This is a genomic window from Thalassobaculum salexigens DSM 19539, from assembly GCF_000423805.1.
GTDB classification, from domain to species: domain Bacteria; phylum Pseudomonadota; class Alphaproteobacteria; order Thalassobaculales; family Thalassobaculaceae; genus Thalassobaculum; species Thalassobaculum litoreum.
Genome location: NZ_AUIR01000012.1, coordinates 423,901 through 439,838, shown reverse-complemented (window position 1 = coordinate 439,838; position 15,938 = coordinate 423,901). Strand labels below are relative to the sequence as shown.

General features: G+C 66.2%; 14 protein-coding genes. 8 read left to right on the top strand and 6 right to left on the bottom strand.

The features are described from left to right. Nucleotides 1-19: 19 nt before the first annotated feature. Entirely contained in the window at nucleotides 20-967 is a 948-nt protein-coding gene (locus tag G578_RS0102030; RefSeq protein WP_038013055.1) for a DMT family transporter, read from the bottom strand. Between the two features lie 185 nt (nucleotides 968-1,152). Between G578_RS0102030 and ald the strand changes: the two genes are divergently transcribed. Then, nucleotides 1,153-2,271: an alanine dehydrogenase gene (gene ald / locus G578_RS0102025; protein WP_028792828.1), complete on the top strand. Its 1,119-nt coding sequence runs from the start codon at nucleotides 1,153-1,155 to the stop codon at nucleotides 2,269-2,271. Nucleotides 2,272-2,317: 46 nt separating this feature from the next. Here the strand turns inward: ald and G578_RS0102020 are convergent, their stop codons facing one another. Next, on the bottom strand, nucleotides 2,318-3,577 hold the full coding sequence (locus tag G578_RS0102020) for an NAD(P)/FAD-dependent oxidoreductase (protein ID WP_038013053.1): 1,260 nt from the start codon (nucleotides 3,575-3,577) through the stop codon (nucleotides 2,318-2,320). A 16-nt stretch (nucleotides 3,578-3,593) separates the two neighbouring features. After that, nucleotides 3,594-4,961, bottom strand: a complete 1,368-nt coding sequence (locus tag G578_RS0102015; protein ID WP_028792826.1) for a glutamine synthetase family protein — start codon at nucleotides 4,959-4,961, stop codon at nucleotides 3,594-3,596. 149 nt (nucleotides 4,962-5,110) lie between these two features. Between G578_RS0102015 and G578_RS0102010 the strand changes: the two genes are divergently transcribed. The 3 genes from G578_RS0102010 to G578_RS0102000 all read left to right on the top strand — a co-directional run bounded on the left by G578_RS0102010 (nucleotide 5,111) and on the right by G578_RS0102000 (nucleotide 8,728). Next, complete coding sequence (locus G578_RS0102010; protein ID WP_028792825.1) at nucleotides 5,111-5,986, top strand: MBL fold metallo-hydrolase; 876 nt, start codon at nucleotides 5,111-5,113, stop codon at nucleotides 5,984-5,986. A 172-nt stretch (nucleotides 5,987-6,158) separates the two neighbouring features. Beyond that, the gene (locus G578_RS28070; protein ID WP_028792824.1) at nucleotides 6,159-7,316 is read left to right on the top strand and encodes a hypothetical protein; all 1,158 of its coding nucleotides are present in this window, start codon (nucleotides 6,159-6,161) and stop codon (nucleotides 7,314-7,316) included. 68 nt (nucleotides 7,317-7,384) lie between these two features. Further along, nucleotides 7,385-8,728, top strand: coding sequence for a glutamine synthetase family protein (locus G578_RS0102000; protein WP_028792823.1), 1,344 nt, complete (start codon nucleotides 7,385-7,387; stop codon nucleotides 8,726-8,728). 66 nt (nucleotides 8,729-8,794) lie between these two features. Here G578_RS0102000 and G578_RS0101995 read toward each other — a convergent pair whose 3' ends face one another. Then, the gene (locus tag G578_RS0101995; RefSeq protein ID WP_028792822.1) at nucleotides 8,795-8,989 is read right to left on the bottom strand and encodes a hypothetical protein; all 195 of its coding nucleotides are present in this window, start codon (nucleotides 8,987-8,989) and stop codon (nucleotides 8,795-8,797) included. Between the two features lie 156 nt (nucleotides 8,990-9,145). Between G578_RS0101995 and G578_RS0101990 the strand changes: the two genes are divergently transcribed. Together G578_RS0101990 and G578_RS0101985 are read left to right on the top strand one after the other, a co-directional pair. Then, nucleotides 9,146-10,516, top strand: coding sequence for an aspartate aminotransferase family protein (locus tag G578_RS0101990; RefSeq protein ID WP_051243620.1), 1,371 nt, complete (start codon nucleotides 9,146-9,148; stop codon nucleotides 10,514-10,516). Nucleotides 10,517-10,635: 119 nt separating this feature from the next. Next, on the top strand, nucleotides 10,636-11,037 hold the full coding sequence (locus G578_RS0101985; protein ID WP_156907168.1) for a hypothetical protein: 402 nt from the start codon (nucleotides 10,636-10,638) through the stop codon (nucleotides 11,035-11,037). Between the two features lie 33 nt (nucleotides 11,038-11,070). Here G578_RS0101985 and G578_RS0101980 read toward each other — a convergent pair whose 3' ends face one another. Continuing rightward, nucleotides 11,071-11,556 (bottom strand): response regulator, encoded by a 486-nt coding sequence (locus G578_RS0101980; RefSeq protein WP_028792819.1) that lies wholly within the window; start codon nucleotides 11,554-11,556, stop codon nucleotides 11,071-11,073. A gap of 5 nt (nucleotides 11,557-11,561) precedes the next feature. Beyond that, nucleotides 11,562-13,706, bottom strand: coding sequence for a response regulator (locus tag G578_RS0101975; RefSeq protein WP_028792818.1), 2,145 nt, complete (start codon nucleotides 13,704-13,706; stop codon nucleotides 11,562-11,564). Nucleotides 13,707-13,907: 201 nt separating this feature from the next. On the opposite strand from G578_RS0101975, the gene G578_RS0101970 reads away from it, so the two are divergent. Next, nucleotides 13,908-14,996, top strand: coding sequence for an ABC transporter substrate-binding protein (locus tag G578_RS0101970; protein WP_038013044.1), 1,089 nt, complete (start codon nucleotides 13,908-13,910; stop codon nucleotides 14,994-14,996). Between the two features lie 29 nt (nucleotides 14,997-15,025). Beyond that, on the top strand, nucleotides 15,026-15,937 hold the full coding sequence (locus tag G578_RS0101965) for an ABC transporter permease (protein WP_028792816.1): 912 nt from the start codon (nucleotides 15,026-15,028) through the stop codon (nucleotides 15,935-15,937). The last annotated feature ends 1 nt before the right edge of the window (nucleotide 15,938 follow it).

The following is a 15,938-nucleotide window of genomic DNA, read 5'->3' as shown; positions in this document are numbered from 1 at the left end:
TCGCTGTTGCCAGTCCCTTTCACCTGGGCATGATCGGCCGGTCATCAACCCCGGACCGCCTGCCTGTCCGGCAGAATGCGAGCAGCCGTCCGTCGATGACCGCAAGGCCGAGGGCGATCATCGCCATGCCGCCGATCTGCCGCGCCTCGACGGTCTCGCCCAGCACCACCGCCCCCAGGGCGATGGCGCTGACCGGGATGAGCAGGGTGACCAGGGCGACATTGGTCGCCCCGGCGCTGGCGAGCACCCGGAAGAATAGGATATAGGCCAGGGCCGTGCTGATCAGGGCGATGCCCAGCATCGCGCCCAGCGCCGCCGGGCTCGGGGTCGGCAGCAGCCACGGCGTGTCGACGATCAGGGCCAGGGGCAGGACCAGCAGCGTGCTTGCCGAAAGCTGGCCGGTGGCCGTCACCAGCGGCGCCTGGCCGGCGAAGCGCCGACCGAAGACGCTGGCCGCGCCGTAGGAGATCGTCGCCCCGACCACGGCGATCTGGGCGATCAGCGGCGCGTCCAACCCGTCCAGCGCGGCAGGACCGACGGTGACGGCCAGTCCGGCGAAACCCAGGATCACGCCGACAGCCTTGCGCAGGGCCAGCCGCTCCACGCCCGACGCTCGAGCGATCAACGCCGACCAGAACGGGGTCATGCCGTTGATCACGGCGGCGAGACCGGCGCCGATCTCGAGCTGGCCGAAGAAGATCAGACCGAACGGCACCAGATTGTTCAGCAGACCCATCACCGCGTAGTCGCGCCAGCGCCCGGCCTCTGGCGCGAAGCGGATGCCGATGACGCGCAAAACAAGATGCAGCGCGATGGCGGCGACCCCGACACGGGCGAGGACCAGGGTGAGCGGCGGCACCTCCGCCACGGCGACCCGGCCGAACAGGAACGAGCAGCCCCAGAGCAGGGACAGGGCGATCAGCAGCAGCCAGTCGAGGCTGGTCATGCGGGTATCGGCGGGGGGCATACGGGGTCTCCGAAGGTCAGGCGGAGCGCACCCTAGGTCGGCACCGGCCGCAAGGCTTCCCGGTTCTTGCCGTCAGGATCGGGCGCCGGCGCGGCCAGCGGCCGCACGCACACACAGGGACGCCGACATTGAAGCGCCGGCGGTAGAGGCATACCGTCGCTGTCTCGCCAGTTCAGGAGGCACCCATGCGCATCGGCGTTCCGAAAGAAATCAAGAATCACGAATACCGGGTGGGCCTCGTGCCTTCCAGCGTCCGCGAACTCGTCGCCCATGGTCACGAGGTGGTCGTCGAGACCCATGCCGGTTACGGCATCGGCCTGGACGACGACCGTTACGAGGCGGCCGGCGCCACCATCCTGTCGACGCCGGAGGAGGTGTTCGCCACCGCCGACATGATCGTGAAGGTCAAGGAACCCCAGCCGGTGGAGATCGCCCGGCTGCGCCCCGGTCAGATTCTGTTCACCTATCTCCACCTTGCCCCGGATCTGGAGCAGACCAAGGGGCTGATCGACAGCGGTTGCATCGCCATCGCCTACGAGACGGTGACCGATGCCCATGGCCGCCTGCCGCTGCTGGCGCCGATGAGCGAGGTGGCGGGCCGGATGTCGATCCAGGCCGGCGCCCATTGCCTGGAGAAGGCGCAGGGCGGCAACGGCATGCTACTCGGCGGGGTGCCGGGCGTGGCGGCCGCCAACGTGGTCATCCTCGGCGGCGGCGTGGTCGGCACCAACGCGGCGCGCATGGCCATGGGGCTTGAGGCCAAGGTCACGATCTTCGACATGTCGCTGCACCGGCTCTACGAACTCGACATGCAGTTCGGCGCCACCCTGAACACCATCTTTTCGACCCGCGACGCGGTGGAAGAGTATGTGATGCAGGCCGATCTGGTGATCGGCGCGGTGCTGGTGCCGGGTGCGGCCGCGCCGAAGCTGATCTCCCGCGACATGGTCTCGCGGATGAAGCGCGGCTCGGTCCTCGTCGATGTGGCGATCGACCAGGGCGGCTGTTTCGAGACCTCGAAGCCGACCACCCATGCGGAGCCGACCTATATCGTCGACGAGGTGGTGCATTACTGCGTCGCCAACATGCCCGGCGGCGTGGCGCGCACCTCCACCTTCGCGCTGAACAACGCGACCCTGCCGTTCACCCTGTCGCTTGCCGACAAGGGCTGGCGCCAGGCGCTGTACGACAACGCGTATCTGAAGGAGGGGCTGAACGTCCACGAGGGCCGCGTGACCTACAAGGCGGTCGCCGACGCCCACGGCCTGCCGTTCACCCCGGCCGAAGAGGCACTGCGGCTGTAGCAACTCCCGGGCTTGATCCGGCGGCGTGTCGAAGGGCCGCGATCTGTTAGACCCCGATCCAATCCCGCAGCTTCGCCCATGTCATCCCGGCCACCAGGGCCGGCGTCTTCAGCGGGCCGCCGGGGAAGGGCAGGTGGCGGATCTTCTCGAACAGCTTAAGACGGCTGTCGTCGCCGGTGATCGCCTCGGCGATGATCTTGCCGGCGAGGCCGGTGAGCACCACGCCTTGTCCGGAAAAGCCCTGGGCATGGAATACGTCTGGAGCCGTCCGCCCGATATCGGGGACCCGGTTGAGGGTGATGCCGATCAACCCGCCCCACAGATGGTCGATCCGCACATCGGACAGGTCGGGAAACACGCGGCCGATCTTGCCTCGCATCCAGCGCTCCAACCCCGGTGGGGTGATCGCGGAATAGCTGGCCCCGGCGCCGAACAGCAGACGGCGATCGTCGGTCAGGCGGAAGTAGTCGAGCGCCACGTTGCAGTCGGCCACCGCCACGTCCTGCGGGAAGAGCTTAGTCGCCAGACCCTCGCTCAGCGGCTCGGTCACGGCGATGAAGGAGGCGACCGGCATGATCTTGGAGCGCAGCTTGGGCTGCAGCGGCCCGAGATAGGCATTCCCGCAATAGACGACATGCTTGGCGGTGACGGCACCGCCGGCCGTGCGGACCACCGTTCCTTCGACATCGCGCACGAGGCTGTGCTCGAACAGCGTGGCCCCGGCCGTCTCCGCCGCGCGGGCGAGGCCGTACAGGTAGCGCAGCGGATGGATCTGCCCGCTCTCCGGGTCGACCATCGCACCCGTGTAGCGGTCGCTACCGATCCATTCCCGAACGTCGGAGCCCTGGATGATCTTCGGACCGGTATAACCCCAGGCGTGCCACGCCTCGCAGACCCCGCGCATCTCCTCCAACTGCCGCTCGTTAAGGGTGGCGTGCAGGTAGCCGAAGCGCAGATCCGCGTCGGGCGCGTGGCGAGCGACCCGGTCCTTCATGTCGTCGACCGCTTCGCGCGCCATGTTGAAGAAGGTGCGGGCCCCGTCCTTGCCGACCTGGCGCTCGACCACCGAGACATCGGCGCTGAGGCTCTGGAGCACCTGTCCGCCGTTGCGGCCCGACGCGCCATAGCCGATGGTTTCGGCCTCCAGCAGTACCGTGTCGAGGCCCCGTTCCGCGCAGTGCAGGGCGGTGGACACGCCGGACAGCCCGCCGCCAATCACGCACACATCACACGACCGGTCGCCGATCAGGCGTGGCCGCTCAGGGGCGGCGGCGGTCGCGTGATACCAGGTGAGGGCCTCGGTCATCGCCACATAGCCAGCATCACACGGTCTTCAGGTACCAGGCCCATTCCAGCGGCGTGACCTCGGATTCGAAATCCCGGCGCTCACTCTCCTTCACCGCGTGGAAGACCCGCTGGAAGCCCTCGCCCAGCCACTCGGCGATGAAGTCGCTCTTCTCGAACAGTTCGAGCGATTCCGCCCAGGTTTTGGGCACCGACGGCTCCTGGGATTCGTAGGCGTTGCCATCGACCGGCGGCGGCGCTTCGGCCTCGGTCTCGATGCCGTGCAGGATGGCGGCCAGGATGGCGGCGCCGGCGAGGTAGGGGTTGGCGTCGGCCCCGGCCACCCGATGCTCGATCCGCACCCCGTCGGGCGAGGAGGCGGGCACCCGGAAGGCGCAGGTCCGGTTGTTGTAGCCCCAGCAGGCCGAGAGCGGCACATAGGCGTTCGGCCGGATGCGGCGGTAGGCGTTGGCGGTCGGCGCGAACAGGGCCATGCAGTCGTTCATCGTCTGGCACAGCCCACCGACCGCGTGGCGCAGCAGGGGAGAGCCGTGTTCCGGATCCTCCTCGCTGGCGAAGATGTTGTTGCCGTCCTTGTCCAGCACGCTGACATGCATGTGCAGGCCGTTGCCCGTCTCGTCGCCGAACGGCTTGGCCATGAAGGTCGCGTTCATGCCGTGGGCGCGGGCCACACCCTTGACCACCCGCTTCAGCATCACGGCGTGGTCGGCCGCCTGCACCGGGTCGTCCACATGGGTCAGGTTGATCTCGAACTGGCCCGGCGCGTATTCGGCCGAGGCCGCCATCGCCGGAATGCCCTGGAGCTGGCAGGCATTGGCCACGTCGTCCAGCACCGCCTCGAAATCGTCGAGTTCGTCCAGCCCGTAGACCTGGGTGGTGGACTGGCGCGAGCCGGTCACCGGGCTGATCGCCGGGCTCGGCGGCAGGTGCGCCTCGCGGGTCTTGTCGATCAGGTAGAATTCCAGCTCCAGAGCCACGACCGGCCGCCAGCCCTTGTCGGCATAACGCTGGGCGACCCGCTGCAGCACGACGCGCGGATCGGCGTAGAACGGCGTGCCGTCCGGCTCCGCCATGGTGAGCATGACCTGGGCCGAGGGGCGCGCGGTCCAGGGGACCTGAACCAGCGACCCCGCCACCGGCCAGCACGGATAGTCGGCGTCGCCGAGCTCCCAGACCAGGCCGCTGGAATCCACGCTGTCGCCGGTAACGTCGGTGCCGAAAACCGAAGCAGGGAAGGCCGCGCCCTCTTTGAACGTGCCCTCGAGCTGATCGCGGCCGATGCGCTTGCCGCGCACGACCCCGGACAGGTCGGGCAGCAGGACGTCGATTGTGGCCACTTCGGGATGGGCCTCGAGGAATTCGGTCGCGATCTTGGGCGAAGGCACGGAGGTCGGTCGGGAAGAGGACATGATTATGAGACACTCAAAAGGTTTACCGCTCATACCATGGCGCGAAGGTCCTGTGGAATGCGATCTTGCGCCATCCGCTCCGCCCGGCCGACACTGCCGCTGACCAACCGATGCGGGAGGACCCCATGACGCTCAGCTTCGCCGTCGGCGACCTTCGGGTCGACCGGATCCTCGAACAGGAACTGCCGGGCTTCGATCCCTTCACCTTCCTGCCGACCCTGACGCCAGAGATCCTGGAGGCCAACCGGTCGTGGCTTGAGCCGCTGAGCCTGGATCCGGCCACCGGTCTGTTCATCTTCCCGATGCAGTCCTACGTGATTCGCACCGGCAAGCACACTATTCTGGTCGATACCTGCGTCGGCAATCACAAGGACCGGCCGACCCGGCCGAACTGGCACCAGAAGACCGACACGACGTATGTCGACGCGTTGGCCAAAGCCGGGCTGAGCGTGGAGGATATCGACTACGTCATGTGCACCCACCTGCACCCCGATCACGTAGGCTGGAACACCCGGCTTCTCGACGGCCGCTGGGTTCCGACCTTCCCGAACGCGAAGTACGTGTTCTCGGCCAAAGAACTGGCGCACTGGACCGCGCGCAACGCCGAGACCCCGCTGCCGCATATCGTCGACAGCGTCCTGCCGGTGGTGGAAGCCGGGCGCGTGGTCGAGGTGACCAGCGACCATGCCTTCGACGACTTTCTGCACCTGGAGCCGACGCCCGGGCATTCGCCGGACCATTTCGCGGTCCATCTGACCTCCAACGGGGCCGACGCGCTGCTGATCGGCGACATGATCCATTCGCCGCTGCAATGCCGGCATCCCGATCTCGTGGCGGCTCCGGACTTCGACCGCGAGCAGGCCAAGGCAACGCGGGTGGCCACCATGGACAAGTATTGCGAGACCGACACGCTGATCTGTTCCGCGCATTTCCGCTCGCCCTCGATCGGCCATTTCGTGCGCCACGGCGACGCCTTCGACTTCTCATTTCGGGGCGCCTGAAAACCCGCTCTCCCGACGGCCGTTTGTGAGGAAACTCGCATTTCCCCGGTGGGGAGGGCGCTACCATCATGGCGCTAGCGGAGTGCGGGGGAGGGCGCGCCATGAGGGTTTTCAGAAGTCTTGGCCGGTCTGACGGTCCCATGGGTCTGCCCCGTTGCGGAGGGAGCCGGATATGACCTCCGCAGCCGTTGACGGCACCGTTCCGGCCGGACGCCCGCGCCATCTGGTCGGCGCCAGCCTGATTTCCGCCGCGGGGTCGCTGCCCACCCACCTGCTGCCGGTGACCATCACCGCGGTGGTCGCCGGTACCTCGGCCTCGCCGGAGACGGCGGGTCTGATCGCCTCGGCCATGCTGATCGGCCAGTTGGCGTCCTCCATCGGCCTTCCGCTGCTGAAGGTAACCGCCATATCGCGTCTGTGGGCCGGCGCGATCTCCCTGGCCCTGCTGGCGGGGCTCGTCCTGTCGGGCTCGGACGGGTTCTTCGCGCTTCTCGGCGGCTGGTTCGCCGTCGGCCTGTGCTGCGGCATGCTGCTGTTTCTGGGAACCGTTTCCGCCGCCCATTTCGCCACACCGTCGCTCGCCTTTACCCTGCGGCTCGGCGTGGTCCTGGTCCTCGCCGGCGCCAGTACCGGGCTGATCCAGATCAGCGGCGCGGCCGGATCCTACGACACCTATCTCGTCTGGTTCGGCATCTCCATCGCCGCCGTCCTGGCCGTCGGCAACCTCCTCTACGCCCCGATTCCGCCGGTCGAGCACACAACCGACGCCGCCGCCGCCGGCGGCTTCACCGCGAAGATGGCGGCCGGGCTGGTCGCCGCCTATGTGCTGTTCGTCGGCCAGACCGGGCTGGTCGCCTATGTCCTGTTCTCGGCGGTCGAGCGGGGGATGGATCTGTCCTCGGCCGCCTGGGCCTTCGCGGCCTGCAAGGTCGGCTCCGGTCTCTGGCTGGTCACTGCCTCCCGACTCTCCAAACCGGGCTCCTCGGTGTTCCGGATGACGGTGCTCGGCGTGCTGGTCGCGGTCGGCGGCTACGGCATGTCGAAGGCGGCGGAGATCCAGTACCTGTTCGGCTTCCTGATCCTGTTCCAGATCGCGTTCAACTCCCTGTCGGCGCAGATGCAGGGCAGCATCGCCGCGACCGGGGCGAAGGTCACCGGCCGCTGGATCGCCGGCACGCTGCTGCTCGGTGCCGCCTCCGGCCCGCCGCTGCATGGCTGGGCGATCGGGGTGGGGCTGGAGGCCGAATTCGTGATCTTCGCGGTGGCGACGGCGCTGCTGCCGGTGGTCTGGCGCGTGCTCTGCCGCATCGACCGGCCCGGCAAAGGGTAGACGGGCCGGCGTTGCCGCCGGTCGGACAGTGTTGTATTCACTGGGAAGTCCAATCCGCGAGGCTCCCCATGACAGTCGATCTCGAAGCCTGGATCCGCGAGCGTCGGATCACGGAGGTGGAGTGTCTCGTCTCCGACCTCTCCGGCATCGCCCGCGGCAAGATCCTGCCGGCCCAGAAGTTCCTGCGCGCCACCCGGGATCAGGGTCTGCGCCTGCCGGAATCGATCTTCGGCCAGACGGTGACCGGCGAGTATATCGACGAGATCGACCTCGACCCGCGGGCCAGCGACGTGTTCCTGCGCCCGGTCGCCGAGACCATCCGCATGGTGCCCTGGTACGCGGAGCCGACCGCCCAGGTGATCCATGACGCGTTCTACTTCGACGGCACCCCGGTGGACATCGCCGCCCGCCACGTCCTGCGCCGGGTACTGGACCTGTATGCCGAGAAGGGCTGGACGCCGATCGTCGCGCCGGAACTGGAATTCTTCCTGGTCAAGGTGAACGAGGATCCCGACTACCCGCTGGAGCCGCCAGTCGGCCGCTCCGGGCGGCCGGAGACCGCGCGCCAAGCCTACGGCATCGACGCGGTGAACGAGTTCGACCCGCTGTTCGAGGATATCTACGACTATTGCGAGGCGCAGGAGATCGACGTCGATACGCTGATCCATGAGAGCGGCGCGGCGCAGATGGAGATCAACTTCAACCACGGCGAGGCGATGTCGCTCGCCGACCAGACCTTCCTGTTCAAGCGCACGGTGCGCCAGGCGGCCCTGGACCATAAGATCTACGCGACCTTCATGGCCAAACCGATGCAGTACGAGCCCGGCAGCTCCATGCACATGCACATCTCGGTGGTGGACAGCGAGACGGGCGAGAACCTGTTCGCCGGCAAGGACGGGAAGAACTCGGACTTCTTCCTGAACTTCATCGGCGGCCTGCAGAAATACGTGCCGCCCTCGATGGCGCTGTTCGCGCCGTATGTGAACTCGTATCGCCGTCTGGTGCCGGATTCCGACGCGCCGGTGAACGTGCATTGGGGGGTCGACAACCGCACCACCGGGTTCCGGGTGCCCGTATCGCGGCCGGAAAGCCGGCGGGTGGAGAACCGGGTGCCGGGGGCCGACGCCAATCCGTATCTGGCCTTCGCCGCGTCGCTCGCCTGCGGCTATCTGGGCCTGGTGGAGCAGTTGGACCCGTCTAAGCCTGTGGAGGGCAGCGCCTATAATCTGGCGGCCAACCTGCCGCGGCATCTCGAGGACGCGCTGTTGCGCCTGAACCGCTCGAAGCCCCTGCGCGACATCCTCGGCCAGCGCTTCATCAACGTGCTGACCCAGGTCAAGGAGCAGGAATCGAAGGCTTATCTCCAGGTCATCAGCGCCTGGGAGCGGCAATACCTGCTGCTGAACGTGTAGGCAGAAAAAGAAAAGGGCACGACCGGTTCATTCTAAACCGATCGTGCCCCAGGAATATCTTCCGGATCAGGCGGCGTCGCGGATCTGCTCGGCTTCGATCTCGGCGACCATGCGGGCGGTTTCCGCCGCAACCTCGCGGACCATGGCGAGCGCCTCGCCGTACATCTGAGTCCGGCCGGAATCCAGAGCCGCGGCCCGCAGGGCCTCGATCGCCCGCGCGTTGGTCGTGTCCATCTGCTCCTGCCCGTCCTCATACGTCATCGCTGATCCCCTGCGCCCCACGTCATGCCCGAGACGCACCATGACGGGGGAACGTGAACAAACCGTTAAGCGCTTCATTTTCTTTTCAGAATGCTGCCGTTTTCCGCTGCGCGCCGGTATAGTCGTGGGATCGTTCTCCATGCCGGACCGCACAAGATGAGCACCGCCGCCCCTGCTATTGACACCGATCGCATCCGTAGCCTCGACGCCGCCCACCACTGGCACCCGTTCACCGACACCAAGGCGCTGAACGCCGAGGGGACCCGGGTGATCGTGAAGGCCGAAGGCAGCCTGCTCTGGGACTCCAAGGGCAACGAGATCCTAGACGGGATGGCCGGCCTGTGGTGCGTGAATGTCGGCTACGGCCGCAAGGAGTTGGCCGAGGCGGCGTCGCGGCAAATGATGGCGCTGCCGTATTACAACACCTTCTTCAAGACCACGAACGTGCCGGCGACCGAGCTGGCGGCCAAGCTGGCGGAGCTGACGCCCGACGGGCTGAACTATGCCTTCTTCGCCAATTCCGGCTCCGAGGCGAACGACACGATCGTGCGCATGGTCCGGCATTTCTGGCAGCTCCGCGGCAAGCCGAACAAGAAGACCCTCATCAGCCGGGAATTCGCCTATCACGGCTCGACCATGATCGCGACCAGCCTGGGCGGCATGACCGCGATGCATGCCCAGGTGGACATGCCGCTTCCCGGGTTCTCCCACATCCGCCCGCCCTATTTCGTGCGCGACGGCGGCAACATGACCGAGGAGGAGTTCGGCATCGCCGCCGCCCAGGCGCTGGAGGACCGCATCCAGGAACTGGGGGCCGACACCATCGCCGCGTTCATCGCCGAGCCGATCCAGGGGGCGGGCGGCGTGATCATCCCGCCGGCGAGCTATTTCCCGGAAATCCAGCGGATCTGCCGCAACCACGACATCCTGTTCATCGTCGACGAGGTCATCACCGGCTTCGGGCGCACCGGCAACTGGTTCGCCAGCCAGACCTTCGACCTGCAGCCCGATATGATGACCCTGGCCAAGGGCCTGTCCTCCGGCTACGCGCCGATCTCGGCCGTCATGGTCGGCGAGCGGGTGGCCAAGACCCTGATCGAGGAGGGCGGCGAGTTCTATCACGGCTTCACCTATTCGGGGCACCCGGTGGCCTGTGCGGTAGCGCTGGAGAACCTGCGGATCATCGAGGCGGAGGGCCTTGTCGAGCGCGCCCGCAGCGACACCGGACCGTATCTTCAGGACGGTTTGCGGTCGCTGGCCGATCATCCGCTGGTCGGCGAGGTGCGCGGCGTCGGTATGATCGGCGCCCTGGAACTGGTGAAGGACAAGGACGGGCCGGTCTTCTTCGACCCGATCGGCCGGGTCGGCACCATCTGCCGCGATCACTGTTTCGCCAACAATCTGGTGATGCGGGCGGTGCGCGACGCCATGGTCTGTTCGCCGCCGCTGGTGATCACCCGACCCGAGATCGACCGGCTGGTGTCGACGCTGAAGCTCTGTCTGGACAGAACGTACGCCGATATCTGATTTCCGGCGCCAGTATCTGAATTCTAGCGACGAAAAGTTGAATAGAATGCAGTTAAAACTGGCTTGATTAACGTTTCCTTAACCATCATCCTAAGGGTGGGAGAGGGAGTACGTTAATCATGATCCAATCTACATTTGCGTCGTTGACCCCGGTCGGGGCGGCGACACCGCAAAGGGCCGAGGGGCTTCCCTTCGGCGCGCGCGGATCGATTGCGCTCGGCAGCGGGTTGCGCTCCGGCGTTGCGCTGGTCGATGTCGCCGGTCGGGCGACGGAGGAACTTCACGAGGTCCGCAAGGCCCTGTCCGAAGCCCGGCGGGAAGAGATTCGCACCGAGGCGAGACGCCAGTTCGCCGACGAGGTCCGTGCCCGCTCCGAGCCGGAGCCCGAGCAAGCGGCGGGCGGCACGTCCGATGGCGGGGCGGTCGAGGACGAGGCGTCGCAGGCAATCGTTGCGGCACAGATCGCGGCGGTCACCGGCGATACCACCGGGCGCGGATCCTTCGTCAACCTGGCGGTGTGAGGTCGGGCGCGGTCGGCCGGTGACTCTCGCGGGTCATTCCGGCAGGTCGAGCTTGTTCTTCTGGGCATTCTCCAGGAACTTGAGGATTCGCGCGCGCTTTGCGTCGAGCTGGTGCTCCTGGATCGGCAGTTCGCTGATCCAGATCCGGATCCGATCTATCACCTTGTTGAGGCCTTCGTCCTTGAGGACGTAATCGTCCGCACCGGCGCGGAAGCTGGCGATCAGGCTCTCCGGCTTGCGGCCGCTGGTGGCGACGATGATCGGTGTGGTCCTGCTCACGTCTCTTCGCACCTGGGTTATGAACCGGTTGCCGCCTTCCTCATGAAACACGCCCGGATGGGTGAAGATCCCGAGATCGACCACGCAGAGGTCGATCCGGGATCGCTGCATGATCGTGAAGGCATCCGACACATCGGTGAAGTTCATCACGGCTCCCAGAACGCCGTCGACCGCCGCGCGGAACAGCATCGTCTGGATCAAGTCGTCTTCCAGAAGCAGGATCTGTCGTTCGATAGGCATGCGGATCAGACTGACTCCGGACCCTTTGACTGGAGTTCGGCGAGCTTCGCCAAGGACGGTTCGATGACCGTCGCGACCTCCCTGGCATTCTCCTCTACGAAGGGCGTCCCCGCGCGGATGGTTTCCTGGTACCGCCGGCTCAAACCGCTGAGGCGGAGCAGGCCGATATTGCCGGCGATCGAGACCAGCTTGTGCAGCGCCTGGCGTTTTTCCTCCTGGTCGGCGGACGGCTCGCCCACCTTCGCACCCAGAACGGTGATTTCTGACGCCGCCTGCTGCAGCACCATCGCCAGGGTTTCCCCGGGGATCAACTTCGTCAGGGAGTCAAAGCGTTCCTGGCTGAAGATCGGCTCGCCGCTCGGGCGGTTGTCCGCCGCCGGCGTTGCATCCTGTGCCGCCTGGACCTGCAGGACACCCACTCGGGCGAGGGCATCGTAGAGCGCCTCCTTATCGACCGGCTTGGCCAGATAGCCGTTCATGCCGGCATCCAGGCAGGCGCTCATATCGTCCCGCGACACATAGGCGGTCAGCGCGATGATCGGAATCGAGCGTGCGGGCTCGGGGGTGTCCGGAGCACGCAGGCGCCGCGTCGCCTCGATGCCGTCCATCACCGGCATCTCGATATCCATGAGCACGGCGTCGAAGCCGCCGGCGCGGACGGCCGCCATTGCGTCGGCCCCGTTGGCCGCCGTGGCCGTCTCGCAGCCGATCGTCTCCAGAAGCGCGCAGGCGACGTCGCTGTTGATCTCGATATCGTCGACAACAAGGATCCGCGGCGCTGTCTTTCTGAGCGTGTAGTCCTTCGGCGTCCCGACCGGGAGGGCGGGGCTCTCCGCGGGGCCGTGGGTCGTGGTCGGGATCTCCAGCGTCACGGTGGTGCCGGCACCCGGCGCGGATGTGATGTGCACCGTCCCGCCCATGACCTCCACGCCCGCATGGACGATCGCCATGCCCAAGCCATTGCCCGATATGGACGTGGTGCCGATCCGCTCGAAAGGCTCGAAGATCACGGCGAGGCGATCCTCGTCCATGCCGGTGCCGGTATCGGTCACCGTCAGCCGCAGCACCTCGCCCTGGGCGGCGGCGTCGATCACGGCCGCCACCGTCACATGTCCCTGCTCGGTGAACTTCACCGAGTTCGACAGGATATTGACCAGACATCGCTGCAGGCGCGGTCCGTCGACCGTGACGATCAAATTGGCAATGCCGTCGCCGGCAACCTTCAGATCGATACCCTTCAGCGCGGCCTCGGTCCGGAACTCGCCCATGGCGTCGTCGATGAGCTTGGGCAGAGAGCATGGCGCGACGACCGCTTCCTCCTTTACGCCCTGGATCTGGGAAGCGTGGAGAATGTCGTCGATCATGCGCAGCAGGGTCTTGGCGGCCACACTGAGCCGGTCCACCTGTTCGGCCCGGCTCTGGACGGATGCGTCGCTGCGCAGGAGCTGGGCGAAGCCGAGAATGGCGTTCAGCGGGGTGCGCACTTCATGGCTCATCATCGCGATGAAGCGGTTGCGCACTTGCAGGGCTTCCTGCGCGGCGGTCTCGCTCTCCTTCAGCGACGCGACGATCTCGCGACGGCGGTTTTCGACGGAGATCAGCAGGCCGAAGATGGCGACGCCCGCGGCATTCGCGAAGAGCAGGACCGGACCGAACGTGGTCATGATCGTCAGCGCCAGATCCAGGCTGGGGAGCAGCAGCATGGTCGGCAGACAGACCAGCGTGCTCACCACCGCGTAGGCCAGCAGCGCCAGCATTGGACGGTCGAACCGCCGGCGCTGCATCACATACCAGGCGATCGTGCTGCACAGGGCATAGACCACCATGGCGATGACCCCCGTGGGGGCGCCGACACCGCCGATCCAGGCGCGCAGCGCCATGGGCGGGATCGCCGCGACCAAAGCGGTCACGGGGCCGCCCAGAATGCCGGAAAGAAGGATGGGGCTGGCGCGCGCGTCGAAGATCATGCCCGGCGCGAATTCGATCGGGAACAGCATCACAAGGGCCGAGGCGGCGCCAAGGGCGATCCCGAGGATCAGCGAGCGGGTGAGGGGATTGATGCCGTCGCTCAGTCCCCGTGTGGCGGAGTAGACCAGGGCCGCAAGGGCCAGCAGCCCGATATTGGTAATCAGCGGCTGAAGAAGTTCCATGTAGACGACCCTGGCTCATCCCCAATTCGGCGCTCACTATTCAGACGATTGGTAAAAAGGAAACCGAAAATCGAGATTTTCCGCTGGTACGCAATCTCCAGCTTAGGCGTTCAGCGCCATTGACACTCCCCGGCAGGCGCCGTTGAATCCGATCTAATGTTGTGCACCGCACAAGGTGCCATATCAAAACAGGGGGCTTTGATGACCAAGCGCAACCTAACCCGGCAGATCCCGTCCGGCGTCTCCCGCCGCTCGTTTCTCGCGGGAACCGGCGCGGTGGCGGCCGGTCTGACATTCTCCGGCAAGGGCTTCGCCGCCGAGGAGAAGGTCCTCAACTTCTACAACTGGGACACCTATATCGGCGAGACGACGCTCGACGATTTCAGCGACGCGACGGGCGTGTCGGTGAACATGGATCTGTTCGCCGACAATGACGAGCTGTTCGCCAAGCTGAAGGCCGGCAATCCGGGCTACGACGTCATCGTGCCGACCAACGACTATGTCGAGCGCATGATCTCTGCCGACATGCTGGTCAAGCTGGACCATTCCAAGATCCCGAACATCAAGAACGTCGATCCGGCCTTCCTGAACCCGGCCTTCGATCCGGGCCGGACCTATTCGCTGCCCTACATGTGGGGCTCGATCGGCATCGGCTACCGCAAGAGCCGCGTGGACGCGGTGCCGGATAGCTGGAAGGTGCTGTACGACAGCGACAAATACGCCGGCAAGATCGCTCTGCTGGCGGCGCCGAGCACGGTGCTTCAGGTCGGCTGCAAGTATCTCGGCTACCCACTGAACGAGAGCGATCCGGCGGTGCTCGAGAAGGTCGCCGACATGCTCATCAAGCAGAAGCCGAACATCAAGGTCTTCGCCGAGGATAACGGGCAGGACCTGCTGCTGTCGGGCGAGGTCGACCTGACCATGGAGTGGAATGGCGACATCCTGCAGGTGATGGCCGAGGACGACGACATCTCCTACGTCGTGCCGAAGGAAGGCGGGCTGCTGTGGGAGGACACGCTGTGCATCCCCACCGGCGCGCCGCATCCGGAGAACGCTCACGCCTTCATCAACTTCCTGCTCGACGCCAAGGCGGGGGCGGCGATCGCCGACTTCATCCAGTACGCCACGCCGAACGCGGCGGCCAAGGCGCTGATGTCGGACGAATACAGGAACAATCCGGCGATCTTCCCGACCGACGAGGTCATCCGCAATTCGGAGACCGCGATCTACCAGGGGACGGACTACACCCAGCTCGTCGACCGTCTCTGGACCAAGATCGGCGCGGCCTGAGTCGACAGTAGGCAGGCGCGGGGGACGCGGTGGAGAACTGGCGGCGGGGTCGATCCGCATTCTGGCTGATCGGCCTCGGGCCGACCGTCTGGCTCGTCGTCTTCTTCCTGGTGCCTCTGGCGATCGTCTGGCTGTACAGCTTCGCCGAGCTGCGCGGCCTGGTCGACATGGAGGTCACGGGCACTCTCGACAACTATGCCCGCGCCCTCGACCCGCTCTATCTAGGGGTCTTCGGCAAGTCGGTGGTGTTCGCCGGATTGACGATGGTGGTGTCGCTCATCGTCGGCTTTCCAGTGGCGCTGGCGATCGTCTTCGCCCCGCCGCGCTGGCGGCCGGTTCTGCTGCTGCTGGTGATCCTGCCGTTCTGGACCAACCTGCTGATCCGCACCTACGCCCTGATCGCCGTGCTGCGGGTGCGGGGCTTCGCCAACTTCACCCTGGAATGGTTCTGGGACCAGTCGAACACCCTGCTGTCGCTGCTCGGGCTCGGGTCGTACCAGCTCCTGGGCGAGCGGTTCGAGCCGCTGGAGCTGCTGTACAACAACACCGCCGTGATCATCGGGCTGGTCTATGTCCACCTGCCCTTCATGGTGCTGCCGCTCTACGCCGCCCTTGAGAAACTCGACCGGTCGCTGATCGAGGCGGCGCTCGACCTGGGCGCCTCCCAGTGGCGGGCGTTCCTGACGGTGGTCGTGCCGCTGTCGATGCCGGGCATCGTCTCCGGCGCGATCCTGGTGTTCATTCCGGCGCTGGGCTCGTTCCTGACCCCGGACCTGCTGGGCGGCACCGACAGCCAGATGATCGCCAACGTGATCGAGCGCCAGTTCAAGAGTGCCAATGACTGGCCGTTCGGCGCGGCGCTGTCGTTCCTGCTGATGTACCTGACCTTCGCCGCCCTGGCCCTGAGGGCGGTGGTGTCGCGCGGCCGGGGAGGGATCTGAC